At 71.7% G+C, this 25404-nt stretch carries 23 protein-coding genes; 4 read left to right on the top strand and 19 right to left on the bottom strand.

Annotated features, from left to right (window positions below; genetic code table 11):
* From H9623_RS04245 to rfbB, 8 genes are all read right to left on the bottom strand, one after another.
* The coding region (locus H9623_RS04245) for a hypothetical protein (RefSeq protein WP_193718825.1) at positions 1 to 340 on the bottom strand (340 nt) is incomplete at its 3' end.
* A complete protein-coding gene (locus tag H9623_RS04250) occupies positions 337 to 1053 on the bottom strand; it encodes a phosphocholine cytidylyltransferase family protein (RefSeq protein ID WP_227748170.1) in 717 nt (238 codons plus the stop codon). The genes H9623_RS04245 and H9623_RS04250, both read right to left, overlap by 4 nt.
* Entirely contained in the window at positions 1050 to 2258 is a 1209-nt protein-coding gene (locus H9623_RS04255; protein WP_193718826.1) for a CDP-glycerol glycerophosphotransferase family protein, read from the bottom strand. Before H9623_RS04255 ends, H9623_RS04250 begins: the two co-directional genes overlap by 4 nt.
* A 143-nt stretch (positions 2259 to 2401) precedes the next feature.
* A complete protein-coding gene (locus H9623_RS04260; RefSeq protein WP_193718827.1) occupies positions 2402 to 3274 on the bottom strand; it encodes an ABC transporter ATP-binding protein in 873 nt (290 codons plus the stop codon).
* Positions 3267 to 4151 carry an ABC transporter permease gene (locus H9623_RS04265; RefSeq protein ID WP_227748171.1) on the bottom strand — a complete coding sequence of 295 codons (885 nt, stop codon included), beginning with the start codon at positions 4149 to 4151 and terminating at the stop codon, positions 3267 to 3269. The genes H9623_RS04260 and H9623_RS04265 overlap by 8 nt, the downstream gene beginning before the upstream one ends.
* A gap of 153 nt (positions 4152 to 4304) precedes the next feature.
* Positions 4305 to 4508, bottom strand: a complete 204-nt coding sequence (locus H9623_RS04270) for a Trm112 family protein (RefSeq protein WP_193718829.1) — start codon at positions 4506 to 4508, stop codon at positions 4305 to 4307.
* A 203-nt stretch (positions 4509 to 4711) separates the two neighbouring features.
* Entirely contained in the window at positions 4712 to 6166 is a 1455-nt protein-coding gene (locus tag H9623_RS04275) for a phosphomannomutase/phosphoglucomutase (protein WP_193718830.1), read from the bottom strand.
* A gap of 54 nt (positions 6167 to 6220) precedes the next feature.
* The gene (rfbB, locus tag H9623_RS04280) at positions 6221 to 7216 is read right to left on the bottom strand and encodes a dTDP-glucose 4,6-dehydratase (protein WP_193719012.1); all 996 of its coding nucleotides are present in this window, start codon (positions 7214 to 7216) and stop codon (positions 6221 to 6223) included.
* A 163-nt stretch (positions 7217 to 7379) separates the two neighbouring features.
* On the opposite strand from rfbB, the gene rfbA reads away from it, so the two are divergent.
* Positions 7380 to 8246: a glucose-1-phosphate thymidylyltransferase RfbA gene (gene rfbA, locus H9623_RS04285; protein WP_193718831.1), complete on the top strand. Its 867-nt coding sequence runs from the start codon at positions 7380 to 7382 to the stop codon at positions 8244 to 8246.
* A 10-nt stretch (positions 8247 to 8256) separates the two neighbouring features.
* Here the strand turns inward: rfbA and rfbD are convergent, their stop codons facing one another.
* Positions 8257 to 9117 carry a dTDP-4-dehydrorhamnose reductase gene (gene rfbD, locus H9623_RS04290; protein ID WP_193718832.1) on the bottom strand — a complete coding sequence of 287 codons (861 nt, stop codon included), beginning with the start codon at positions 9115 to 9117 and terminating at the stop codon, positions 8257 to 8259.
* Between the two features lie 113 nt (positions 9118 to 9230).
* Here rfbD and H9623_RS04295 point away from each other — a divergent pair, with 113 nt between their 5' ends.
* Positions 9231 to 9851, top strand: coding sequence for a dTDP-4-dehydrorhamnose 3,5-epimerase family protein (locus H9623_RS04295; protein WP_193718833.1), 621 nt, complete (start codon positions 9231 to 9233; stop codon positions 9849 to 9851).
* A gap of 6 nt (positions 9852 to 9857) precedes the next feature.
* On the opposite strand, the gene H9623_RS04300 is transcribed toward H9623_RS04295, so the two are convergent.
* Complete coding sequence (locus H9623_RS04300; RefSeq protein ID WP_193718834.1) at positions 9858 to 10211, bottom strand: DUF3499 domain-containing protein; 354 nt, start codon at positions 10209 to 10211, stop codon at positions 9858 to 9860.
* A 117-nt stretch (positions 10212 to 10328) separates the two neighbouring features.
* Here H9623_RS04300 and H9623_RS04305 point away from each other — a divergent pair, with 117 nt between their 5' ends.
* On the top strand, positions 10329 to 10880 hold the full coding sequence (locus H9623_RS04305; RefSeq protein WP_321575277.1) for a metallopeptidase family protein: 552 nt from the start codon (positions 10329 to 10331) through the stop codon (positions 10878 to 10880).
* 4 nt (positions 10881 to 10884) lie between these two features.
* Here H9623_RS04305 and H9623_RS04310 read toward each other — a convergent pair whose 3' ends face one another.
* From H9623_RS04310 to H9623_RS04320, 3 genes are all read right to left on the bottom strand, one after another.
* A complete protein-coding gene (locus H9623_RS04310; RefSeq protein WP_193718835.1) occupies positions 10885 to 12600 on the bottom strand; it encodes a DUF5719 family protein in 1716 nt (571 codons plus the stop codon).
* 5 nt (positions 12601 to 12605) lie between these two features.
* Entirely contained in the window at positions 12606 to 16139 is a 3534-nt protein-coding gene (locus H9623_RS04315) for a glycosyltransferase (RefSeq protein WP_193718836.1), read from the bottom strand.
* 109 nt (positions 16140 to 16248) lie between these two features.
* Complete coding sequence (locus tag H9623_RS04320) at positions 16249 to 16578, bottom strand: WhiB family transcriptional regulator (RefSeq protein WP_321575292.1); 330 nt, start codon at positions 16576 to 16578, stop codon at positions 16249 to 16251.
* A gap of 150 nt (positions 16579 to 16728) precedes the next feature.
* On the opposite strand from H9623_RS04320, the gene H9623_RS04325 reads away from it, so the two are divergent.
* Positions 16729 to 17538 (top strand): TIGR03089 family protein, encoded by an 810-nt coding sequence (locus H9623_RS04325; RefSeq protein ID WP_227748172.1) that lies wholly within the window; start codon positions 16729 to 16731, stop codon positions 17536 to 17538.
* Positions 17539 to 17632: 94 nt separating this feature from the next.
* On the opposite strand, the gene H9623_RS04330 is transcribed toward H9623_RS04325, so the two are convergent.
* The 6 genes from H9623_RS04330 to H9623_RS04355 all read right to left on the bottom strand — a co-directional run bounded on the left by H9623_RS04330 (position 17633) and on the right by H9623_RS04355 (position 25401).
* The gene (locus tag H9623_RS04330; RefSeq protein ID WP_193718837.1) at positions 17633 to 18355 is read right to left on the bottom strand and encodes an ABC transporter ATP-binding protein; all 723 of its coding nucleotides are present in this window, start codon (positions 18353 to 18355) and stop codon (positions 17633 to 17635) included.
* Entirely contained in the window at positions 18355 to 19224 is an 870-nt protein-coding gene (locus H9623_RS04335) for an ABC transporter permease (RefSeq protein ID WP_193718838.1), read from the bottom strand. Before H9623_RS04335 ends, H9623_RS04330 begins: the two co-directional genes overlap by 1 nt.
* On the bottom strand, positions 19221 to 21188 hold the full coding sequence (locus H9623_RS04340) for a glycosyltransferase (RefSeq protein WP_193718839.1): 1968 nt from the start codon (positions 21186 to 21188) through the stop codon (positions 19221 to 19223). The genes H9623_RS04335 and H9623_RS04340 overlap by 4 nt, the downstream gene beginning before the upstream one ends.
* Positions 21185 to 22372, bottom strand: a complete 1188-nt coding sequence (gene glf / locus H9623_RS04345) for a UDP-galactopyranose mutase (protein WP_193718840.1) — start codon at positions 22370 to 22372, stop codon at positions 21185 to 21187. Before glf ends, H9623_RS04340 begins: the two co-directional genes overlap by 4 nt.
* Before the next feature lie 119 nt (positions 22373 to 22491).
* On the bottom strand, positions 22492 to 24489 hold the full coding sequence (locus H9623_RS04350; protein ID WP_193718841.1) for a DUF6541 family protein: 1998 nt from the start codon (positions 24487 to 24489) through the stop codon (positions 22492 to 22494).
* Between the two features lie 81 nt (positions 24490 to 24570).
* Positions 24571 to 25401, bottom strand: coding sequence for a glycosyltransferase (locus H9623_RS04355; protein WP_321575278.1), 831 nt, complete (start codon positions 25399 to 25401; stop codon positions 24571 to 24573).
* Between the last annotated feature and the right edge of the window lie 3 nt (positions 25402 to 25404).

Below are 25404 nucleotides of genomic sequence, written 5' to 3' on the forward strand. Positions count from 1 at the left end.
CCCCCCCGCCCCCCCCCCCCCGCCACGTCCCCGAGGAGACGAGCATGCCCAGGGCCGAGAGCACGGCACCGGCGCTCTCCGCGGGCACGGCGATCTTCCGGTCGACCCCTCGGTGGTGCGGCAGAACGACGTGCTCGACGCCCGCGGCGACGAGAGCGGCGCTCACGAGTGCGACGTTCTCCTCGACCACCTCCCGGTGGTCGAAGCGGTCGACGACCTGCGACGCCCCGCCGCGGCCGGCGGCACGCACCTGCCACGTGAGCTCGCCGTGCAGCAGCCGCGAGAGGAAGAGCCGGGTCGAGATGGGGAGACGGTGCCCGATCGCGGTCCGAAGACTCATTCGATGAACTCGTTCGCGCGCACGAGGTCTTCCGAGAAGTCGATCTCGACCGCGTACAGGTCGCTGATGTCCACCGGGACGAACCTGAGGCCGTCGGCCGCGATCGCGACCTCGATGCCCCGCTCGAAATAGTCCGTGTCGTCGGCCTCGTCGAGGCGCGCGATCAGCGCCGCCTTCCCCGACGACGCGACGAAGTTGATGCCGACGGCCTCGCCCAGTCCGTCCACGACCTGCTTGGAGAGCTGCGCGACCCCGCCGGCCCCGTCGACCGTGTACTTGACCTCCTCGTCGCCCACCTGGGCCGTGTTCACGCACACGAACGAGGTCTGCTGCTCGACCAGCGGGGTGACGCGGCGGAGCACGTCCGGATGGAAGACGACGTCGCCGTTCATCCAGAGGACCGGTCGGCTGCCCGTGGCCTTCATGGCCTTGAGCAGGCTCTTCGACGTGTTGGTCCGGTCGTAGACCTCGTTGTAGGCGAAGGCCACGTCGGGGGCGGCCTCCATGAGGAGCTCGTGCTTGAACCCCACGACCAGCATGACCTGGGCGTCGGGACCGAACGCCATGCGCACGTTCTCGAGCTGCTGCGCGAGGATCGTCCGACCGTCCCGCAGCGGGGTCAGCGGCTTGGGGGCTGCGCCGCCGAGCCTCGTCCCCATGCCTGCGGCGAGGACGACGACCTGGAGGTCGTCGCGCTCGGAGGGCGCCGTCAACGGCCTGCCCTCGCCAGGGCGATGCGATCCATCTCCTGGTCGCGGACCTCGATGAGGTGGTCGCAGGCCTCGACGAAGCGACGCGTCGAGGCTCCGGGAGTGATGTCACCGAGGTAGTACTCGGTGAGGCGCGCCCGCTCCGCCACGAGCGGGTCGTTCTCGAGCTGCTGCGTCAGCAGGTCCACGGCCGCGTCGACGTCCTGTGCCTCGAGCGAGGGCACGAGCTCCGTCAGGGGGGTGCGCGCGATGAGCGCTTCCTCTCCGACGGGCCGCGTGACGACGAGCGGCTTCCCCGACGGGAGCCAGTCCATGGCGACGCCTGAGACGTCGCACACCAGGACGTCCCCGGAGGCGAACGACGTGGCGACCTCGACGCCCACGTCGACGCGGTGCCCAGCGGTGGGCGACGCGTCGGCGGCGGCCTCGATCAGGGCCCGGATCGCACGGTCGGCGTCCCCGTAGGTCGACAGCCGGACCCCCGTGAGCGGGTGGGGGCGGTAGACGACGCGGTAGCGACCGTCCTCGAGCAGCGCGCGGACCAGCCCGGGGCCGTGCGACTCGACCGAGCCGTACGCCGCCGAGGGTTGCGCACCCTCCCACGTCGGGGCGTAGAGGACCGTCCTGCGGGAGCTGGTCTCGGCAGCGGCCATGACCGCCTGACGCTGCAGCGTCTGCTCGTCGACCTGAGGCCTCCCGACGGCGATGCACCGGCTCGCGGCGTCGTACAACGCCGAGTACGTGGCCATCCTGTCGATCGCGGCCTGGCCGGCGACGAAGGAGAAGTCGTAGGCCTTGGTCTGGTTGGAGACGGTGACCGTCTTGTCGCTGTCGCCGTGCATCAACGAGACGTGCACCAGCTGCCCGAACCGCAGGTTGGAGAAGTTCTCCGGGTTGTGGTTGACGTACAGGGCGAGCTTGACGGAGCTCCTGGACAGGAGGTCGTCGATCGTCGTGTAGCGGGCGACCACGATCACCGGGAGGTTGACCTTGGCACGGACGGCGCGTGCGGTCCGTGAGTCCTTGAGGACGATGACCACGGGGTGCTTCGCGTCGAGCGCCCGGAAGGTCGGGTACCACTGCTCGATCTGGTACAGGGCGTCCGGCGTGTCGGCGAAGTAGACCATGACGGTCTGCTCGAGCGTCGTCCCCAGCAGCTCGTCGTCCTGTCCCAGGCCGTCGGGCATCCCTCCGGGGAGCAGTGCCAACCTGCGGACGATCTTTCCGCCGGCTCGTCGGACGGTGCGGCGAAGGCTCGTTCCTCGCGCCTTGGTGACCATGTCATTCCTTCGCTGGGGGTGCTGTCCGCAGGACGATGTACGGGAAGATGGTACCGACAGTCCGGTATTTCTCAGTGGCCCGAGGCCTGCTCGCCACGCGCCGCGTCACGTTCCCGGTGCTTGGCACGGATGAACTCCGCGTAGGCAGCCGTCACGTCGCCGACCGGCCCGTCCATGACGAGTCGCCCGTGGTCGAGCCACATCGCGCGCGTGCACATGCTCGCGACGGTGGCGATCGAGTGGCTCACGAGGAAGACCGTCGAGGCGTGGTCGCGGATCGCGTCCATGCGTTCCTTGCTCCGCTGCCGGAAGTCGGCGTCCCCCGTCGCGAGGGCCTCGTCGATCATGAGGATGTCCGGGGTCGCCGCGGCCGAGATCGCGAACCGGAGCCGTGCCGCCATCCCCGAGGAGTAGGTGCGCATCGGGAGGTACACGGAGTCGCCGATGCCCGAGAACTCGACGATGTCGTCGAACCGGGCGTTCACCTCCTTGGGGCTCAGCCCCATGGCCAGGCCGCCCACCATGATGTTGCGCTCGCCGCTGAGCTGGCTCATCAGGACGGCGTTGACACCGAGGAGCGACGGCGCGCCCACCGAGTACACCGACCCTCCGCTCGAGGGCACCAGGCCGGCGATCGCACGGAGCAGCGTGCTCTTGCCCGAGCCGTTGATCCCGAGGATCCCGATGGCCTCGCCCTGTCGCGCGACGAAGGACACGTTGCGGATGGCCTTGACCTCGTGCACCGCGCCGACGTGCCGGCGTCCCCGTCCCACGACGCGACGCAGGAGCGATCCCGCCGTCTCTGTGGGAGCGTGGCCCCCTCCGACGATCCGATAGGTGACCGAGAGATCGTCGACCACGAGCGACGGCTCGCCGACCTCCTTCTGCGTCGCGACCTGGTCGAGGTCCTCGGCATCGACCTCGAAATCGATCTCGTCAGTCACGTCCGTACCTCTCCTCTCCTCGCCAGAAGTACGTGAACCCGCCGACGAGCGCCACGAGCGCCCATCCGGCCCCGACGATCCACGTCACGGGGTCGGTCGTGATCGAGGGTTCGTTCAGGATCGCGGAACGCGCCAGGTCGAGGTACACGGCCACCGGCTGGTAGGTCAGGATCGCATACAGTGCTGGCGAGCTCTCCGACGAGACGTAGCTGTCGATGCTGAAGATGACGCCCGAGCCGTACATCACGAACCGCATGACGAACGGGATCACGTTCGCGACGTCGGGAGCGACGGCCACGAGGCGGCCGGCGATGAACGCGCAGCCTGTGCTGAACACCCACAGGAGGCCGACGGCCGGGGCGAGGAGCAGCCATCTCCATCCCAGGGGGACGGCTCCCATCCCCGGGACGAGCTGGCTCACCAGGACGACCACGCACATCACCACGAGCGCGGGCAGGAGGGTGGCCAGCTGCGCGAGGACCCCGGCGACTGGCAGCACGGCGCGGGGGAAGCGCAGCGACCGGACGAGGCTCGCGTTGCCCGTGATGGACCGGCTGCCCGCACTGACGGACGCGTCGAAGAAGCGGAAGATGAACGTTCCCACGACGATGAACGCGATGACGTTCTCGGTGCCGGCGCGCGCCCCCATCAGGAACCCGAAGATCGCGATGTACACGATCGCGTTGAGCAACGGGTTGAGGATCGTCCAGAGCTGCCCGAGGTACGTCGTCTGGTTCTCGGCGTACGCCTTCGAGGTGGCGAGCACGCGGATGAAGGCCCGCTTGCCCCAGAGGTCGCGGACATAGGTCCTCAGAGGCGGTCTGGTGCCGACGGGCGCGAGCCCGTGCAGCGCCGCGTACCGGGGTGCGTCCGCCAAGCGGTTCTCCAACGGTGGCGGCACGAGCGCAGCCGAGGTCGGGCCCGCATCGGACCGGGTGGAACCCGACGGTGGAACGGTCATAGGACGTGCATTTCCTCTTCTGCTGTCGTCCAGCTCGTCATCGACCGTCGAGGACGGTGGAAGGTCTCGTCAGTGGGGCTGGGCGGTGAGGGGTCGGGCTTCCGCCTCCAGGAGGACGGGGATCCCGTCACGCACGGGGTAGGCCAGCGGTCGGTCGGGGTCCGTCGACCAGAGCTCCGGTCCCTGGTCCGGCCCGGTCCCGTCGACGAGCGTCGCGCCCGTCACGGGGCAGCGCAAGGACTCTCGCACCCACGCGTCGATCTGCACGCCCATGGCGTTCTCCTTCGGGTAGTGATCCGCGGTCCGGCCGCAGGCCGGTGCCAGTCTAGGCGCTCCGGGGAGCAGCACCGGCGCGCGGTGGCCGGATCCGGCAAGGCCTGCGGGTGGCGCGGTCGCGGGACGAGCGGTCCCGGGCGCACCGACGGCGGGTCGGGCGCCACGGGCCGGGCGTCGTCGAGACGGGCGCTCCTCCGCGCTCAGCCCTCGCGCACGAGCGACAGGACGTCGTCGCGCACCTTCTCCATGATGTCCTCGTCGGCGGCCTCGACGTTGAGCCGCAGGAGCGGCTCCGTGTTGGACGCACGCAGGTTGAACCACCACTGCGGGTGGGAGTCCCAGTGGGAGACCGTGAGGCCGTCGAGCTCGTCGACCTCGACCGGCCCGGCGCCCTGCTCGGTCACGTAGGCCTGGACCACGCGGGCGCGGGCGGCCGGGACGTCCTCGACCTCGGAGTTGATCTCCCCGCTCGCGGAGTAGGGCTCGTAGACCTCGCCGAGCGCCGACAGGGGGTGCTGCTGGCCGCCCAGGGCTGCGAGCACGTGCATGGCCGCCAGCATGCCCGTGTCGGCGAAGAAGAAGTCGCGGAAGTAGTAGTGGGCGCTGTGCTCGCCGCCGAACACCGCGTCGTGGTCGGCCATCTGCGCCTTGATGAAGGAGTGCCCCACGCGCGTCCGCACGACCTTCGCCCCCGCGGCGGACATGAAGTCCGGGACGGCGCGCGAGGTGATGAGGTTGTGGATGATCGTCGGGACGCGACCGGCGGCGAGCTCACGCTCGACCTCCCGCAGCCCCACGAGGGCGGTGATCGCGGACGGGGAGACGGGGTCGCCGTGCTCGTCGATCACGAAGCAGCGGTCGGCGTCGCCGTCGAACGCGAGCCCCAGGTCCGCGTCGTGCTCGACGACCGCGGCCTGCAGGTCCACCAGGTTCTTGGGGTCGAGCGGGTTGGCCTCGTGGTTCGGGAACGTCCCGTCCAGCTCGAAGTACAGGGGGACGATGTCGAGCGGCAGGGCCTCGAGCCCGGCCGCGGTCCCCAGCACGGCGGGGGCCGTGAGGCCGCCCATCCCGTTGCCCGCGTCGATCACGACCTTGAGGGGCCGGATGCCCCGCAGGTCGACGAGCGAGCGCAGGAACGCCGCGTAGTCCGCGAGCATGTCGCGCTCGGTGATCTCCCCGCGGTCGGCGACGGGTGCGGGGAGCTCGCCGTCGAGGTACTCCTGCGCCAGGTCGCGCACCGTGACGAGCCCGGAGTCCTGGCCCACGGGGCGGGCGCCCGCACGGCACAGCTTGATGCCGTTGTAGCGCGCGGGGTTGTGCGAGGCCGTGAACATCGCGCCCGGGACGCCCAGCGCACCCGACGCGTAGTAGAGCCCGTCGGTCGAGCACTGCCCGATCAGCAGCACGTCCACGCCGGCGTCGGCGAGCCCCTGGGCGAACGCGTCGACCAGTCCGGGTCCGCTGTCGCGCATGTCCCGCCCGACGGCGACGCGCGGGCGGGCGCCCGGCTCGCCCTCCGTCGCGGTCGCCTCGGGCAGCGCGACGACGCGTGCGAACGCCGCGCCGATCGCGCGGGCGACCTGCGGGTCGAGCTGGTCCGGGACCGTACCGCGGACGTCGTAGGCCTTGATGAGCTGGGTCAGGTCGATGGGCACGGTCTCAGCGTAGCCGCGTCGGCGGCCACGAGGACGCCGACGTCTGCCCTCGGGCTACTGCCCGGTGCGGGCGTAGCGCTCCTCGGTCGAGACCTTGGCAGGGCGCCACCACGCCTCGTTGGCGCGGTACCAGTCGACGGTCGAGGCCAGGCCGGCCGCGAGGTCGGTGAACCGGGGCTCCCACCCGAGCTCGGTGCGCAGCCGCGTCGAGTCGATCGCGTAGCGCAGGTCGTGCCCCGCGCGGTCGGCCACGAACTCGATCTCGTCCGCGCCGCGTCCGAAGATCGCGAGGAGGTCGCGGACCACGTCGAGGTTGGACCGTTCCCCGTCGGCGCCGATCAGGTAGGTCTCCCCCGGGGTGCCACGCTCGATGATGGTCCAGACGGCCTCGTTGTGGTCGTCCACGTGGATCCAGTCGCGCACGTTGAGACCGGCCCCGTAGACGCGCGGCGCCCGACCCTCGATGAGCTCGGTGATCTGGCGCGGGATGAACTTCTCGACGTGCTGGAACGGGCCGTAGTTGTTCGAGCAGTTCGAGATCGTGGCGTGCACGCCGAACGACCGCACCCAGGCCCGGACGAGGAGGTCGCTCGACGCCTTGGTGGCCGAGTACGGCGACGACGGCTCGTACGCCGTGGTCTCGGTGAAGCGGTTCGGGTCGTCCAGCGCGAGGTCGCCGTAGACCTCGTCGGTCGAGACGTGGTGCAACCGGGTGCCGTGCCGTCGCACGGCCTCGAGCAGCGTGAACGTGCCCACCACGTTGGTCCGGACGAAGGGCGACGGGTCGACGAGCGAGTTGTCGTTGTGCGACTCGGCGGCGAAGTGCACCACCACGTCGGCACGCGAGACCAGGTCGTCGACGAGGTCGGCGTCGGCGACGTCCCCCCGGACGAACGTGACGTCGTCGGACACGCTCGCCAGCGACGACAGGTCACCCGCGTACGTGAGGGCGTCGAGGACCGTGACCTGCGCGTCGGGGCGCCGGGCGACGGTCGACCTGACGAAACTCGAGCCGATGAAGCCCGCACCACCCGTCACCAGGACACGCACGAGGACCTCCAGGGTGGGCAGTCGGTGCCCGCGGGAGCGGGGCAGGACCACGCGGTCCCGTCGCGGGCCAGCCTAACCGGAGCCGCGGCCCGTCCTCGGGCAACCAGGCGATTTCACCCGCCAACGGGTGCACTCCGGCAAGGAGGCATGGGACTCTTCCGGGATGAAGGGGATCATTCTCGCCGGTGGATCGGGCACACGGCTGCACCCGATCACGCTCGGCACCAGCAAGCAGCTCCTGCCCGTGTACGACAAGCCCATGATCTACTACCCGCTCTCGACGCTCATGCTCGCGGGGATCACGGAGGTCCTCGTGATCACGACCCCGCACGAGGCCGAACCGTTCCGGCGCCTCCTCGGCGACGGGTCGCAGTTCGGCATCTCGATCAGCTTCGCCGTCCAGCCGAGTCCCGACGGGCTCGCGCAGGCTCTCGTGATCGGCGCGGACTTCCTCGACGGGCAGCCGGTGGGCCTGGTGCTGGGCGACAACATCTTCTACGGGCCCGGCCTCGGCGACCAGCTCCAGCGGTTCGGCCAGGTCGACGGGGGCGCCATCTTCGCGTACCACGTGGCCGACCCGTCGGCCTACGGGGTCGTCGAGTTCGACGCCGACGGCCGTGCGGTCTCCCTCGTCGAGAAGCCCACCGCGCCGCGGAGCCACTTCGCGGTGCCGGGACTGTACTTCTACGACGCCGACGCCGTCTCGATCGCCGCCGGTCTGCGCCCCTCGGCGCGGGGGGAGTACGAGATCACCGACGTCAACCGGCACTACCTGGAGCAGGGCCGGCTCCACGTCGAGGTCCTGCCCCGCGGCACGGCCTGGCTCGACACCGGGACGTTCGACGCGCTCAACGACGCCGGCGACTACGTCCGGGCGATCGAGCAGCGCCAGGGGCTCAAGGTCGGGGCGCCCGAGGAGATCGCGTGGCGTCGAGGGCTCCTCTCCGACGACGACCTCGCGGCCCGCGGGCGGGCGCTCGAGAAGTCCGGCTACGGCCGCTACCTCCTGGACCTCCTCGCCGACCGGTGACGCCCCGCGCTCAGGAGGCGGTCAGGACCTCCGCAGCCGCCACCCGCCACCGGTCGCGCCAGTCCGCGATCGGCGCGATCCCCGACCGCTCGAGGTCGTCGTGGGCGAGCACCGACCATGCGGGCCGGGCCGCGGGGCGCGGGAACTCGCCGCTCGTGCAGGGGCGCACCCGGCCGTCGGGAAGCCCCGCCGAGCGCGCGACCTCCGCGGCGAACTCGAACCAGGAAGCCTTCCCGCTCGACGTCCCGTGATACGTGCCCGACGGAGCGCCGGCGTCGACGAGCCGAACCACGAGGTCCGCGAGGTCTCGTGTCCAGGTGGGCTGTCCGACCTGGTCGTCGACGACGTCCACGTGCTCCCGGTCCGCGGCGAGCGCCGCGATGGTGCGCGGGAAGCATCGTCCGTGGCGCCCGTACAGCCACCCCGTCCGGACGATCAGGTGGTCGTCGTGCGCGGCGCGGACGGCGCGCTCGCCCTGCTCCTTGGTCCGGCCGTAGGCGCTGCGGGGCGCGGTCGGCGCCGTCGTCGGGATCGGTCCGTCCTCCCGGGTGGACGCGCCGAACACGTAGTCCGTCGAGACGTGCACGAGGCGGGCGCCGACCTCGCGCGCGGCCGCCGCGAGCACCCCGGGAGCGGTGGCGTTGACGTCGGCCGCCCGGGCCTCGTCCGTCTCGGCCGCGTCGACGGCCGTGTAGGCCGCGCAGTTCACGATCACGTCGGCACCCTGGGAAGCACGCAGCACCGCCGCGGCGTCGGTGACGTCGAGCTCGTCCCGCGTGTACGCGACGACGTCGTCCTCCTCGCGGCCGGCGAGCCGCCCCACGAGCTCGGCGCCGAGCATCCCTCGCGCCCCCGTCACCACCCAGCGCACACGTGCCCCTCTCGATCCGTGGTCAGGCACGTCGACGACGTACCCTCGACGACGGACTACTCCGACGTCATCCTGCGGCCCGCCACCGGGCCGCTCCTGCCGAAAGGTTACCTGTGCTCGTACAAGAACTGACCGTCCCTGGTGCGTGGAGCCTGACTCCTGCACAGCACCGCGACGACCGCGGGTACTTCCTCGAGTGGTTCACCTCGGGTTCCTTCCAGGAGGCCACGGGCCACACCTTCGGGCTCGCCCAGGCCAACCTGTCGGTCTCGGACGCCGGTGTCCTGCGCGGCGTGCACTACGCGGACGTCCCCCCGGGGCAGGCCAAGTACGTGACGTGCCCGCGCGGAGCGGTGCTCGACGTGGTCGTCGACCTGCGCACGGGTTCGCCCACGTTCGGGCAGCACGACACGGTCCTGCTCGACGACGTCGACCACCGCGCGGTCTACCTCTCGGAGGGCCTCGGGCACGCCTTCATGTCGCTCGAGGACGGGTCGACCGTGATGTACCTGTGCTCCACGGGCTACGCACCGGACCGGGAGCACGGGATCGATCCCCTCGACCCGCTGCTCGACATCTCGTGGCCGACACTCGATCGCGCCGGGCAGCCGCTGACGCCGATCCTGTCGCCCAAGGACGAGCAGGCCCCCGGTCTGTCCGCCGCGCTCCGTGCCGGCGCGCTCCCCCGGTGGGAGACCACGCAGGCCTGGGTGGCCGCACTGCGCACCACCTGAGCGACGTCAGTCGCCCTCGGCGCGCAGCACGCGGAGGTGACCCCGACGGGCGACCTCCGTGACGGCGTCGGGCTCCGGGCCCGGGCGCGGACGACCCGCCTCGCGGACCGCCTCCGCGAGCGCCGAGAGGTCGTCGGCGCTCGGGCCGGTCTCGACGAAGTGCTGCGCGAGGCGCACGACCTCCCACCCGCGGGGCGCCGTGAGGCGTTCGGCGTGCTCGGCGCACAGGTCGTAGCTGTGGGGCTCGGCCAGGTGGGCCAGGGGCCCGAGCACGGCGGTCGAGTCCGCATAGACGTAGGTGAGGGTCGCCACCGAGGCACGGGTGCATGCGGTGCGCGAGCACTGTCTGACGGATCTCACGGGCTGACACTACGCCCTGAGCGGTGGTCACGGTGCCATACACGCCGTGCAGGTCGCCCGCAACGGGACGGGCGCGGGGTCCGGACACCCGTGCCCGGGTCCTCTAGGCTCGGAGACGTGCCCGGTCACTCGCCCTCCCCCGCCCCCCACGGCTCCCGTCGCCGCCCCGAGCGCGCCTCGGCGGACGCCCCGGCGCCGCTCGTCGCGTCGTTGCGCATCCCGCCGCGCGGGCCCGACCTCAACGACGTCGGACCGCACCCCCGCCGGCGGGACCGCCGGGGCCGCGGCATCCGGGGCCCGCTGCTCCCGCCGTCGGCCCCCGCGAACCGGACCCGTGGCGAGAAGTTCGACGAGCACGTGATCGCGACGATCAGCCTGCTCGAGCGCGCATGGTCGCGCCAGCTCCACGGCACCGAGTTCGCGGTCGAGGACGTCCCGCCCTCCGACCCGGCCCCGTGGGAGGACGCCGGGGTGCCGCTGGGTCGCTACTTCCCGGCCGACGCAGGTCAGCCGGCCCGCATCGTCGTCTACCGTCGCCCCGTCGAGTCCCGGGCCTTCGACGACGACGACCTGGCCGACCTGGTGCGCGACGTCGTCGTCGAGCAGGTCGCGCACATGCTCGCGCGCACCCCCGAGGAGATCGACCCCCGGTACCAGGGCGGGCACTGAGGACTCAGCGGGGAAGCCCCGCGGTCCTCGTGGCGCGCACCTCCACCGTCCCCTGGCTCGCGGCCGGCGGGACCGGCAGCAGGACCGAGACCAACGTCCCGGGCGCGCCGTCACGAGCCCCCGACAGCGCGGGACCCGCGCTCGCGACGACCGACCACACCGGCACGGGCCCGTCCTGGCCGGGCCCCTCGGCCTCGTCCGTCGCGTCGAGGGTCAGGACGGCCGGCTCCTTCCCGTCACCGACCGTCCGCGCAGCGACGACAATCGTCGAGCCGGCCGGGACGTCGATCTCCCGCTCCCCGAGCAGGGCGCCGTCGGTCCCGTAGGCACGCAGGACGCCCCGGAAGCTCCCCGTGGGGTCCACCTCCTCGGAGCGCTCCACCGGCACCGCGCCGACACGGACCACGTTGGACGTGCCCGGCACGAGGGCGACCGTTCCCCGGTCGCGCGTCGCACCGGACGGTCCCGACGACGCAGGCTCCTCGTCGTCCTCGGGCGTCCCCAGCGCGGTCGCGGCGATCCAGGCCCGGTCGACCTGAGCATCCTCCGACAGCAGCTCCTCGGCAGGATCCCCCTCGCGCGTCTCGACCGCGGCTGCCACGACCGGAACCGTCGCGTCCACCACGACCGTGTACGCCCCCGCCGGCAGCCCGCCGAGCGACTGGTCCGTCACCACACCGGGGGCCAGCTCGACCAGCTCGCCACCGCGGACCCGTACCCGTCCGTCCGCGCCGTAGACGGTCAGGGTCGCCGTGCCCGCCTCCGCACCGGGTGCGAGGAGCCTGACCTGCGGCGCGAGGTCGTCGTCGACCGCTTCTCCCGAGCTCGTGAAACCCACCGCCAGACCACGGGCGGGCGCCGCACCCGGGACGACGTGGTCGATCCCGAGCGGCACCAGGCCCGCCAGGGTGCTGTGCTGCAGGTAGGCCGCGACCGTCCCTCCCGTCGACTCGACCCGTACCGTGAGCCGCCGCTGCTCGGGCGCCGCCGCCTCCACCAGCGTCACGACCTCCCCGCCGGGCGGCACCACGTACTGCCCACCGCCGCTGAGGACGACGGGGCCCCCGGGACCCCAGACGCTGAGCCGCACCGTCGCGGGTGTCCGACCAGGGTTCTGGAGCACGAGCTGCGCGCTGCTCCCCACCTCGGTGCTCCCGCCGACGAGCCACTGGTCGATGCCCGGGGCGGCGCAGCTCGCCGCCGCGAGCCCTCGCAGGTCGCCCGCGGTCGTGACCGACCCCACGGACGCCCCGACCCGGGTGTCGACCGGCATCCCCGCGCCGACCCGCAGGACCTGCCCCTCGGTCACGTCCGCCCACGAGACCACGGTGACGTGACCGTCCTGCTCGAGCGGGGCGGCGTCCAGCCCGTCGAGCCCCGTGAGCGTCACCGGCGTCCCCCCAGGCACGTCCGGGGCCTCTCCCGCCGCGACCAGCCCCGCGCGCAGCGCCGTCGTCGTCTCCACGGGGGCCGCCCCGAACTGCGCGTCCCCCACCTGCGTCGAGTCCGCCAGGCGGACGGGCGCCGGGCAGACGAGGACGCGCTCGGGGGTCGTCGCCTCGACCTGCTCGACGTCGGTCGCCGCCCCGGCGACGGTGCCGAAGCCGGCCGGCAGGCCGATCGCGGCGACCGCCCCCGTGAGAGCGACCGCGACCAGCCCGCCGCCGACCGTCGCGGCTCGCCGCAGCACGGAGCGGGTTCTCGATGTTCTGGTGGTCACGGGCACTACCTCGTTCCGGTCCGACGACGTCCCACCGGTACGGCGAGGAGCACGAAGATCAGCAGGGTCAGGCCGGCAGCCACGAGCCAGGGCAGCCGGTGGGCGGGCACGAAGTCGATGCGCACCGTGCCGCCGTCGGGGCCGAGGAGGAACGCCTGACGGCCCTCGACCTCGGCGCGCTCGAGCGCGCGGCCGTCCAACGTCGCGGTCCAGCCCGGGGCCGCGGTCTCGGCGAGCACGATCGCCCGCTCCGGACCGCCGGTCGCGACCCGGGTCGCGACCGACTTGTCCCTGGCAGGCAGGTATCCCTCGGTCACGACGGGCTCGTCCGCGTCCTCGGCCGTCCCGGCGGGCAGGCGGTCGACCACGCGCGCCCAGGCAGGCGCGTCGGACTCGTCGGGCCCCGGGGCCACCCGCCACAGCACAGACGACTGCCCCTCCGTCACGCGTTCGAGGCCCGGCACCATGTCCAGCCGCGCCACGAGCTCGGCGCGCTCGCGCCCGCTGTCGGCCGTGGCGCCGGTCGTCGTAGCAGGGTCGGAGGGTACGGCGTCGGGGACCACGGCGTCGGTCTCCGAACCGTCCGGCGCGACCGGCGCCGGGAGGACGATCGCGCCGACCCCCAGGTCCGCGAGCTCCTTCGCGGCACCGGCCGAGCTCCCCGTCGCCATCCCGGCGACGATGGCGGGCAGGTCTGCCTGGGCGTAGGCGGGGTCGGTCATGGCCCGTCCCTGCACCACGCTCGACGCGTCGATCATCTGGGGCCCGTCGCCCCGGAGCATCGCGTACTCGAGCACGCCCTCGGGCGACAGGTCGAGCGACAGGACGCGCACCTCGCGCTCGGAGTCCTGCATCTGCTGCCCGACCTTCGCGACGACCGGTTCGGACACGACGACGAGCTCACCGACCGCCCCCGGCTGACCGGTCGCGGACAGCGTCCACGAGACGACGGACACGACGGGCACCGCGAGCCCGACCACTGCCAGCAGGGCGACCCCACCCAGACGCCACCCGGCGGGCGCTCCACGGCGGTTCGTGCTCTCGTCGGCCGCCGGAGCGACAGCTGCCGGACCGTCCGGCTCCACGGCCGGACCGACCCGACGGGGCGCGGACCGCAGCCCGGGCGCACCGAGCAGCGCGGCCCCCAGCAGCGCCAGGACGACGACCGAGACCGCCGCGCCGGGCCAGCCACGGACCGGCCCGTCCCCGGAGACGGCGACCTCGACCGCACCGGTCGTGACGGCCGCAGCCAGACCCAGCGCGGCGACGCACCAGGCGCAGGCCGCCCCGACAGCCCGAGCACGGAAGAGCGCGACCAGGGCGAGGACGACGATCAGCACCCCCGATGCCAGGGGCGCGAGGCGCGCGACCTGACCGAGCATCCCGTCCTCGAGACCGAACCAGGCGGCGTTCTCCTCCGGGGTGCCGAGGAGCTGCTGCCACGCCGGCGCCCCGTCCGACGCGAGGGGCACCCCGGGACTCGCCGCGAGGAGACGCCACCCACCGGCCGTCCAGGTCGTCGCCACGTGGTACCAGTACGGCGCGAGGAGCACGAGCGACGGGAGGAGCACCAGGAGCAGGTAGCGGCGGTGCTGGCGCGCGGCCACCGCCACCACGCCCAGCGCCACGACGACGACCGGGAACAGGACCGGTGCGCCGGAGACGGCGACGAGCAGGGCGAGCCCCGCGGCAGCCGCCGCGCCGACCGAACCCTGACGGCGACGGCGGAGCGCACCGCGCCCGTTCGGCAGCGCCGCGCCACGAGGCCGCAGCGCGGGCGCCAGCTCGTCGCGGGCATGCACCCCCAGCGCACGCAGGATCCCGAGCGCGACCCAGGGCAGCGCGGCGTGCGCGACGAGGGCACCCAGCCGCCCCTCGCCGAGAGCCGTCACGAACGACGGCGCGGCGATCCACACGAGCACGGCCCACGCTCGCAGCCAGACCGAGCGCGTCACGCCCCCTGCACCGAACCATGCCCCCGTTCCGGCGACCACGAACGACAGCACGACCAGGACGCCCACGGCCGGCTGCAACGCCCCGCCGCCGAGCACGGCCAGGGGCAGGAGGAACATCACGAACGGATCGGCCGGCGCGGCGGATCCCAACCCGTCCGCGACCCATCCGCCGGTCGCGGCCTGCCAGATGCCCGCCAGGTCGCCGCCGGCCGGCAGCAGCGCTCCCCCGACGAGACGTCCCCCGGCCGCGAGCGTCGCCAGGACGGAACCGAAGACCGCGGCCGTCAGCGCGAGCAGCCCGGCCACGAGCAGCGAGAGCATCGCCCGACGACGGCGCGCGAGCATCCGCAGCTCCGCCCGCTCGAGGTCCGTGGGCGCCGTCGAGGTCCGGTGCTCCTCCGCGTGGGCAAGCCGGTGGTCCCTGCGCTCGCCCAGCACGTCGCGCCACGTGCCCTGGAGGGGCGCCAGCGCACGGCGCGGCAGGACGCTCGTACGGCGCACCGACCTGCGCGACCGCGCCACCGCACGGACCCGGAGGATCGCCCAGAGCGGCGCCAGGAGCTCGTCCCGGGCCTGAGCCGGGCGCTTGATCGCGAGCCGGTACATGGCCTGGAACGGCGCCCACAGGATCATGGCGAGCACCGCGGGCACGAGCATCGGCGCGGCCACGCTCACGAGCCGGTAGTGCAGGTGGCTGCGCCTGCGCGCGCCGTAGGAGGCCTCGACGTCCGGGACACGGGCGTCGTCGGCCTCGCCCCGGGAGTCCTCCTCGCGCAGGTCGAGGAGCGACGCCTGCGCGTGGCGGACCACCGCGCGCGGCACCACCACGATCCGGTGCCCGGCCAGGCGTGCGCGCCGGCACAGGTCGAGCCCGTCACCGAACACCCCGTACTCCGGGTCCGTCCCGCCCAGCGTCGTCCAGACCGACGTACGCACCAGCGCTCCGGCGAGACCGACCGCGAAGACGTCCTCGCGCGCGTCGTGCTGGCCCTGGTCGATCTCGTGCTCGTCGATCCCGGTCATCCTGCGCCCGAGCGGAGAGATCGTGAAGCCGACCTCGAGCAGGAGCCCGTCGGAGTCGCCGTCGAGGTCCCAGCGCCGCTGCTTGGCACCCGCGATCGCCACGGCGGCGGAGTGCTCGACGGCGCGGAGCTGTTCGGCCAGCGCACCTGGCTCGGGGGCGGAGTCGTCGTGGAGGAGCCAGATCCAGGTCGGAGGAGCCTCGGTGCCACGGGAGGCGAGCGCGATGTCGACCGCCTGGCCGAAGGACCGCGCGTGGGGGGCGGCGAGGAACTTCGCCCCGCCGAGCTGGAGCTCGTGATACTCGCTCATGGCCTGCGACGCCGCGACGTCGACGACGACCACGGCATCGGGCACGACCGACTGGGAACGGACCGCCTCGAGCGTGTGCGGCAGGTAGCGCGTGCGCCCCTGGGTCACGACCACCGCGGTCACCGAGACGACCGCGGGCATCGATCCCGTCACCGCGGCCGCGACGTGCGGCGTCGCACCACGTGCGCGCTGCTGCGCCGCACCTGGCAGGTGGTAGGGACCGGTCACCGTGGTCGTGTCTGAAGAAGTCATCCTGGCCACATCATGACCCGCGCTCCGCGCAGATCGTGGGACCTCGACACGGCAGGTCGTCTGCCCGGGCTACAGTTCGCCCGCTCGCGGCAGCGAGGACCTGCCCCGGTCAGACCACCCGGCGCTTGAGCTTGCGACGCTCCCGCTCGGACAGACCGCCCCAGATCCCGAACCGCTCGTCGTGCTCGAGCGCGTACTCCAGGCACTCGGCCCGGACCTCGCACCCGGTGCAGACCTTCTTGGCCTCGCGGGTCGAGCCGCCCTTCTCGGGGAAGAACGCCTCGGGGTCCGTCTGCGCGCACAGCGCGCGCTCCTGCCACCCCATGAGCCCGTCGTCGACGACCTCGCCGAAGAGAGGCAGCACCGGTGCCACCGTCTCGACCGGTCGACCAGCATCCGAGGGAAAGACCCCCAGATCAGCACCCAGCACGTTCCACATGATGCGCCCCTTCATGCCGTTATTTGAAAACTGCATTGGAGAAATTACACGCGTGTCATCCGCGTCCGTCAAGCCGAAATGTGGTATCCGGGCGATTCCGTGGGTGAAATCACGAGCACCGAGCTCGTCGACGGGCCCTACCCTGAGCACATGACAGCCTTCTCCACCACCCCTATGCACGTCGCTGACCTGCAGTCGCTCATCACCCGAGAGCCCGGCCGGCCCCGCGTGACCTGGTACGGGGACGACGGCGAACGCGTCGAGCTGTCGGGAGCCGTCCTGCACAACTGGATCAACAAAACCGTGAACCTGCTCGTCGAAGAATTCGACGCCGCACCCGGGGTCCGCGTTCTCCTGGACCTTCCTCCGCACTGGCGCTCGATCGTCTGGGCGCTCGCCACATGGCGCACCGGGGCCACGCTCGTGCTCGCCCCGCAGACCGGGGGGAGCGACGCCGTCGGGCAGGACGACGGGGTGCCTGACGCCGGACGCGCACGCCCCGACCGGCCCGTGGACGTCGTGGTGACCTCGCACCCCTCGGCCTGGGACGGGACCGACGCACAGCTCGTCGCCGTGCCGCTGCCCGCCCTCGCACGCCGCTACGACGGCGACCTGCCGCACGGTGCGATCGACGCCGGCTCGGCCGTCATGACGTACGGCGACCAGATCGGCTGGGTCGAGGAGATCGACCCGGACGCCGTGGCGATCGATCACGGCGACGGGACCACGACCCCGCATGACGCACTCTCGCGCTGGGCGACCGGGTCACGACCGCCCCACGAGGGCGGCCGCCGCGGCCTGCTCGAACCGACGTCGACGATCGACCTGCTGCGCGGCACGCTGGACCTGCTGGCGGGCGACGGCTCGGTCGTCGTGCTCTCGCCCACGACCTCCGCACGCCTCGCCCTGGACCCCGCCGCACGGGACCGCCTCAGGCAGAGCGAGCGGCTCTCGGACTGAGAAGCGACGGAGCGGGCGCCCGCTCGCGCGGTGCCCGCTCCGTGCTGTGCAGCGTCGTGCCGCGTCGAGAGGTGCCCCGACGCGCGGACGGCCCTCAGGAGGCCCGCATCTTGTCCACGAGCACGCGGGTGTCGCCGTCCGCCACCACGACCCCCTTCTCGAGCAGAATGCCCCGGTCGCACAGGTCCGCGACCATGTCGAGGTCGTGGCTCACGATGACCAGCGTGCGACCCTCGTCGCGCAGCTCACGGACCCGGTCCAGACACTTGCGCTGGAACGGCTCGTCACCGACGGCGAGCACCTCGTCGATCAGGAACACCTCGGGGTCCGAGTGGACCGCGACCGAGAACGCCAGGCGGATGAACATCCCCGAGGAGTAGAACTTCACCTCGGTGTCGATGAACTTCTCGATCTCGCTGAAGGCCACGATCTCGTCGAACCGCTGCTCGACCTGCGTCTGGCTGAGACCGAGGATCGCCGCGTTGAGGTACACGTTCTCGCGCCCCGTCAGATCGGGGTGGAAGCCCGCACCGACCTCGATGAGGCCCGCGACCCGGCCGCGCGTGCCGATCGTCCCGGAGTCGGGACGGAGCACCCCGGAGATCAGCTTCAGGAGCGTGGACTTGCCCGACCCGTTGAACCCCAGGAGGGCGACCGTCTCCCCCTCCTGGACGTCGAACGAGACGTCGTCGAGCGCGAGGAAGGTGTCCGACAGGTCCTTCCCGCGCACCGCAGCCACCATCAGCTCCTTGAGCGAACGGTTGTGGCGGAGCGTGAAGCGCTTCTGCAGGTTCTTGACCTCGATGGACGTCGTCATCACAGCTCCTGGGCGAAGCGCCCCTCGAGGCGCCGGAAGACGGACTGGCCGATCAGCACGGTGCCGAGCGAGACCAGGACGGCGATGCCGGCGAACATCCACATGTTCGGTGGCATGAGGATCGGGGGCGAAGCGGCGGCCCCGGCCGTGGCCGGGAACCAGAAGCAGTAGTGGAACAGCTCGACTGCCGCCGTCAACGGATTCAGCTGGTAGAGCGTGAAGAGCCACCCCGGCAGGGCGCCCTGCACCATCTCCCACTGGTACAGCACCGGCGATGCCCACGTCGCGACCATGGCGATCAGGTCGACGAAGTTCTCGGCGTCCCGGAAGAACACGTTGATCGCGCCGAAGAGCAGCCCCAGCCCCAGAGAGAGGAGCGCCACGATCACGAACCCCAGGACCCCCGCCGCGAGCTCGACGAGCCCCGGGCGCCATCCGGCGATCAAGGTCCCCACGAGCAGGACGACGAGCTGCGGGAAGAAGTGCACCGCGGACACCCACAGCGAGGCCATGGGGAACAGCTCGCGCGGGAGGTAGATCTTCCGGACGAGTGGCGCGTTCCAGACGACGGACCGTGTCGCGTTGCCGAACCCCTCGCTGAAGAAGTTGATGACCACGATCCCCGAGAACAGGTAGATCGCGTAGTCCTCGATCCTCCCGCTGAGCTGCATGAAGATGCCCAGCGCGACGAAGTAGACCAAGAACTGCACGGCCGGCTTGACGTAGGACCACGCCATCCCGAGCACGGAGCCCCGATAGCGGACCCTCAGCTCCTTGCGGACGATGAGCCTCAGCAGGTACCGACGCCGGAAGACGTCGAGGAGCCCGTGGCCGTACCCCGGAGTCGTCAGAGGAACCTCAGGGTTCACGACTCGTCCTGCTGGGTGCGTTCGAAGGTGCGCTTCCAGGCCTCCTGACCGACCAGGTCGTCGAGCGCCGACCTGTAGGAGGTCGACAACGTTGCCCACTCGCGCAGCATCTTCTCGTGCAGCGCGACGCTGCGCCCGAACAGGTCCTTGAAGACCGCAGGGTCCCGCTTGTACCAGGCGGCTCCCGAACCGTCCGACGTCGAGACCAGCGCGGAGTCGTACTGCGACAGGAGCCACCAGCGAGCGTCCATCGCCGCGATCTCGGCCTGGGGGTGGTCCTTGCTCATCGGGTCCGCCTGCCGGACGGCCTTCGCCAGGCCGAGCCCGGCCATGACCAGTGCCGTGACACGGTTCTCGGGGAGGACCACGTCGCGACCCTTCTTGGTGCGCCGAGACCTCAGGGGAGGGAACGCCCCGGGGTCGCGTGCGACCCGTGAGTCGTCGAAGCGGGCGCGCGTCGCGCGGATCTCCGCCAGCTTGGTGTCGAGCGTCGCGTGCAGGTGCTCAGGGCCCGTCAGCAGGTCCTCGAGCGCCTGGAGACGGAGCTCCGCGACCGAGTACTGAGCAGCCAGCAGGTGCTTGATCTGGTGATACATGCTCTCGCGCACGAGGCGACCACCGTGCTCGAACTGCGAGTGCAGCAGCGCCGCGAGGAAGCGGTTGCGCTCGTGGTAGTAGGCCTGCCAGTCGAGGCTGTCGTCCTTGTCGGTCCACGGCACGTGCCAGACCGCGGCGCCGGGCAGCGTGACGGTCGGCACGCCGGCCGCGCTCGCCCGGAGACCGTACTCGGCGTCGTCCCACTTGATGAAGACGGGCAACGACAGCCCGACCTTCCGCAGGACCGAGGTCGGGATGAGGGTCATCCACCACCCGTTGTAGTCCACGTCGATGCGTCGGTGCAGGTTGGGGGACGTCCGGAGCGCCGCCTCGTTGAGGTGGTGCCCGTTGGACCCGGAGATCGCGGGACCCCACCAGAAGCGCCACGGGTCGATCCGCTCGCCCATCGAGTGGAGGTAGGCCCGGTCGTACATCGAGAACATGTGTCCACCGACGATCGTCGGCTTCCGCGCGAAGTCGGCGAACGTCGCCGCTCGCAGGATGCCCTCCGGCTCGGTCCGGATGTCGTCGTCCGAGATGAGCACGTAGTCGCTCTCGTCGGCGTCGAGGACCTCGCTCATGCCGCGCGAGAAGCCGCCGGACCCACCGAGGTTCGTCTGGCGGATGATCCGCAGACGGCCCTCGAGCCCGCGCTCGGCCTTCTCGAACCCCGGGAGGTCCGTCACGTGCTGCGTGCCCTGGTCGACGACCAGGACGCGGTCGAGCACGTTCAGCAGCGCGTCGTCGGTCGCGAGCTGCTCGAGGAGCTGCCGGATGTCGTCGGGCCGGTTGAGAGTCGTGACGGAGATGGTCACGGTCCCCGTCGGGCGCTCGACCGGCGTCTCCCACTGGGCCGACGTGAGCGTCGCACCGGCGGCGTCGCCGTCCGCGACGACGTCGAACCAGTACCACCCTCCGTCGGCGAAGTTGGCGAGCGACAGCTCGAACGTGAACTCGTCCGTCGTCCGGGTCGAGAACGCGCGCGAGGCGACGCGGTAGATGTTCCCTCGGGCGTTGGACCGGTAGACGAACACCGACCCCGCCCCCTCGACCACGAGCCGCAGGGTGACCTCGTCGAGGACCGTCCAACGGCGCCAGTAGCTCGCAGGGAACGCGTTGAAGTAGGTGCCGAACGAGGTGCGCTCTCCGGGCTTGATGCGGTAGGAGCGGCGCGAGATGACCTGCGCGATGTCCTGGCGGTCGGCCGGACCGCTGTGCGAGACGCGCTCCTTGTCGTCCGAGCCGATGCTGATCACGGGCTGGCCCTGCGGGCCCTCGACGTACAGCGGCAGGATGTCCTGGTCGCCCTTCAGCGGCAGGACGACCCGCTGGAGAACCCGGGGTCCACCCGGTCCGGTGCTGCTCATGCGTCCACCCCGCCGCTCTGGAGAGACTCCCGACCACCGAAGTACGGAGCCAGCTTGTTGTCGACCATCGAGAGCGCGCCGCCGATCGCCATGTGCATGTCGAGGTACTTGTACGTGCCCAGGCGTCCTCCGAAGAGCACGTCCTTCTCCCCCGCGGCCAGGTCGCGGTAGGCGAGGAGCTTCTCGCGGTCCACGCTCGTGTTGACCGGGTAGTACGGCTCGTCGGACTTCTCGGCGAAGCGCGAGAACTCCCGCATGATGACCGTCCGGTCCGTGGGGTAGTCCCGCTCGGGGTGGAAGTGCCGGAACTCGTGGATCCGGGTGTACGGGACGTCGGCGTCCGCGTAGTTCATGACCGAGGTCCCCTGGAAGTCGCCGGTCGGGAGGACCTCCTGCTCGAAGTCGAGCGTGCGCCAGGACAGCGAGCCCTCGGCGTAGTCGAAGTAGCGGTCCACCGGTCCCGTGTACACGACCGGGACGTTCCCGACGACGTTCTTCTTGTTGACGGGCTGCGACTCGTCGAAGAAGTCGACCCCCAGCCGCACCTCGATGTTCTTGTGGTCGGCCATCCGCTCGATCCACGCCGTGTAGCCGTCGACCGGCAGCCCCTCGTGCGTGTCGTTGAAGTAGCGGTTGTCGTACGTGTAGCGCACGGGCAGTCGCGAGATGATGCTCGCGGGGAGCTCCGTCGGGTCCGTCTGCCACTGCTTGGCCGTGTAGTCACGGATGAAGGCCTCGTACAGCGGGCGACCGATCAGCGAGACCCCCTGCTCGTCGAGGTTCGTCGGCTTCTTGCCGCCGAGCTCCGCGGAGAGCTCCTTGACCAGCTCGCGCGCGGCGTCCGGTCCGTAGGACGACCGGAAGAACTGGTTGATGGTCCCGAGGTTGATGGGCATCGGGAACACCTCGCCCCGGTGGGTCGTGTAGACCCGGTGCACGTAGCTCGTGAACGCCGTGAACCGGTTCACGTACTCCCAGACGCGCTCGTTCGACGTGTGGAAGAGGTGCGCGCCGTAACGGTGGACCTCGATCCCCGTCGTCGGCTCGGCCTCGCTGTAGGCGTTCCCTCCGATGTGGGCCCGGCGGTCGATGACGAGCACCTTGCGCCCGTGCTCCTCCGCCAGTCGTTCTGCCACGGTCAGGCCGAAGAAGCCTGAACCAACAACCACAAGATCCGCGTCCACACATACTCCTTGATAGCGAAACAGCCGGTTCAGCCTAACGCGAGCGGAAGGGGCCTCGTCGGCCTGCGACGAGCCGGAGGACATCCCCACACAACGTTCACATCCCTCTTGCCCTTCGGTCAGTCACATGCCGTGATCCGGAGCAGCTCCGCGTCTCCCTCGGTCGCGACGACCTCGGCGACCCCCGACTCGACGAGCCCCTCGAGACCTCCGAAACGTGCGTCCCTGCCCGCCGGGTCCCCTCCCCACAGGGACGGTCCCATGTCCAGGACGTACCCGAGCCCGAGGTCCTCGACCGCCTCGCACACCGTGGGGTCCACGCGAGCCTCGTTGAGACGTTCGGCGACGACCGCGCGCGGGACGTCGAAGGACATGTTCAGGTGAGGGAAGACGGCCTCGCGCTCGGCGAGCGCCCAGACGAGCGCGCTCCCGTTCCACGGGTTCCCTGCGATCCGCACGCCTTCGGGGACGATCTCGTCGACCTCGTCGAGCAGTGCCTGCTCGTCCGCGTCGAGGAGCCCCACCGACGACTCGGCGTCAGGGTCCACCCTGTACGTCCAGGCCATCCAGCGGTCGGCGTCCTCCGTGGGCTGCATCCGTGAGACCAGCAGCGTGCCGACCAGCCCCGCGACGAGCCCGCAGGCCAGGAGGACCGCACCGGTGGGCCTCCACGACGGCCGGAACCGGGCCACGAGCAGCCGGGCCGCCTGGACGAGGGCGACGGCCCCCAGCGCCGCGAGGGGGACCGCCAGCACCGGCAGCAGGCCGGCGAGCCGGGGGGCGTCCCCGTACCAGTATCCCGTGAGCTCGGTGCGCAACCACGCGGGAGAGGCCCGGCTCACGACGTACAGGACCAGCAGGACGAGGTAGCCGAACGGGATCCATCGCCACGCCCGACGACGCAGCGCGGCGACCGTCCCGACGAGGACCAGGACCGCCATGATCCACGACGGCGCGATCACGGGATCGATGGACGAGAACGTGACCGCCGACCGCAGCGCACCGAGGAGGGAGAGCGTCTCCGGCCAGTCGACCTTCGACCGCATCGCCGCGATCGTCGAGACCCTCCCGGCCAGCGCGTAGGCCAGCGCCGCCGCCCCGAGCACGAGCACCCACACCGAGACGACGGTCGACCGCCGTCTGCCCCGGCGTCGCGCCTCCGTCGACCAGGCAGCGAGCGCGTGGAAGAGGAGCGGCACGAGGAGGAACATCAGCGCGAAGGCCGCACTCGTCTGCGCGAGCGCGAGCGCGCCCCAGCCCGTCACCCCGAGCAGGAGGCCGAGGACCCGGGCACGTGGCCCGCGGGCATCGACCGCCAGCACGAACATCGCCAGGACGGCGGGCAGGAACGCGTAGGCGAGAAGGGTCGGGTAGAGGATGCCGAACGAGAGGAGCCGCACCGGGAACTGCGGCAGGAGCAGTGCGAACATCGCCGTGAGGCCAACGAGGAGCGGGCGCGCTCCGAAGAGAGCCCGGGCGAGCGCCGCGAGCGACACGGGCCAGACGACGAACGCCACCACGAGCGCGAGCACGTTGGTCGCCTGCGCCACGCCGACACCGCTGACCTGGACGATCAACGAGACGAGCCCGTGCCACATCGCCGGGTAGAACGAGACCGACTGCCCCGGATAGGCGAGCGTCATGTGCAGGGACGAGGCGTCGCCGGTCTCGAGCATCATCTGCACGGAGTTGAGGTGGAACGCGGTGTCGTACGTCTGGGCGACCCGGGAGGGGTCAGGAACGGCACCGACGAAGCGCGCGACCCCGAGCACGAACGAGACGGCGAGCCCCACGGCGGTCGACAGCCCGACCGCCCACGACAACCGGCGGGGTGGCAGGCTCGACGGCAGGGTGGCCGGGCGCAGCCACAGGCGCACGAGCAGGGAGAGGAGAAGCACGACCCCCGTCGCACCGACGAGGACCCACGCCGACCACCGGAGCCCGAGCGCGGGAGCCACCATCGCGGCCGCCGCCGCGATCGCGCCGGTGACGACCGGCGCGATCCCCCAGCCGAGGACCCCGCGGACGCCGAGCACCCTGACGACGAGCCCTCCGGGGACCCACAGGACGAGGAGAGCACACAAGAACGCACCGGACACGGGAAGCCAGTCCGACAACGAACCTCACCTCGGATTCCACGAGAAAGCGGGCATGCTCGCACGGGACGAGCGAAGGGGGAAGAGCGCGCACAGCCTAGCTCAGCCCGGTGTCTCCTCCGCGAAGAGCGACCGGTAGGTCCGGCGGCGAAGAGCTTCCGGGACGAGCCGGTACGTCCCCCGGACCGCCAGGTTCCGGGCGAACTGGGTCCGTGTCGTGAAGCCGATCCTGCGCATGCGCCGCTGGAGCTCGAGCTCCGAGCGCAGGAGGTTCGCCCCGCCCCGCCGCGCGTAGGCGCCGGCGCCGACCCGGTACATGACCAGCGGCTCGGGCAGGTTCCTGCCCCTGGCGCCCTGGGCGATCATCCGCGCCCACAACCAGTAGTCCTCCATCAGCGGGAGGTCCTCGTACCCGCCTGCCGCACGGACGGCCTCCCGGCGGAAGACCACCGACGGATGGTTGAACGGCGAGCGGAACCGCGCCGACCGCTCGATCTCCTGGGGGGAACCGGGTGGCACCCGGACCGCCCCCGGCCGCCGCTCGTCCGCGAACTCCTGGATCGCGGACCCGACGATGTCATAGCCCTCCGCGATCAGGGCGAGCTGCTCGGCGAACCGCGCGGGGCGGGCGATGTCGTCAGCGTCCATGCGCGCGACCACGTCGAACGTGCACGCTGCCAGACCGGCGTCGAGCGCGCGGGCCAGACCGACGTTGTGCTCGAGCTGCAGGACCCGGACGGCGACCGTGGTCGAGTCGCGGAGGTGCGCGATCTCCTCGGCGAGCTCGGCACCCACGGGGCCGTCCTGCACCACGACGACCTCGTCGGGCTGCAACGACTGGTCGACCGTGACCGACTCGAAGGCGCGCCGCACGAAGGAGGGCGAGTCGCCGGCGTACACGGGCAGGAGCACCGAGAACGGCAAGGGCGTCACCGC

This window comes from Oerskovia douganii (assembly GCF_015142735.1).
Lineage (GTDB): Bacteria > Actinomycetota > Actinomycetes > Actinomycetales > Cellulomonadaceae > Oerskovia > Oerskovia douganii.

What these genes read in the sequence shown, in the direction of transcription:
- H9623_RS04320 (WP_321575292.1), bottom strand. Translation starts at nt 16,578, where the DNA reads ATGTGGAACGTGCTGGGTGCTGATCTGGGGGTCTTTCCCTCGGATGCT.
- H9623_RS04270 (WP_193718829.1), bottom strand. Translation starts at nt 4,508, where the DNA reads ATGGGCGTGCAGATCGACGCGTGGGTGCGAGAGTCCTTGCGCTGCCCC.
- H9623_RS04325 (WP_227748172.1), top strand. Translation starts at nt 16,729, where the DNA reads ATGACAGCCTTCTCCACCACCCCTATGCACGTCGCTGACCTGCAGTCG.
- H9623_RS04315 (WP_193718836.1), bottom strand. Translation starts at nt 16,139, where the DNA reads ATGACTTCTTCAGACACGACCACGGTGACCGGTCCCTACCACCTGCCA.
- H9623_RS04330 (WP_193718837.1), bottom strand. Translation starts at nt 18,355, where the DNA reads ATGACGACGTCCATCGAGGTCAAGAACCTGCAGAAGCGCTTCACGCTC.
- H9623_RS04340 (WP_193718839.1), bottom strand. Translation starts at nt 21,188, where the DNA reads ATGAGCAGCACCGGACCGGGTGGACCCCGGGTTCTCCAGCGGGTCGTC.
- rfbA (WP_193718831.1), top strand. Translation starts at nt 7,380, where the DNA reads ATGAAGGGGATCATTCTCGCCGGTGGATCGGGCACACGGCTGCACCCG.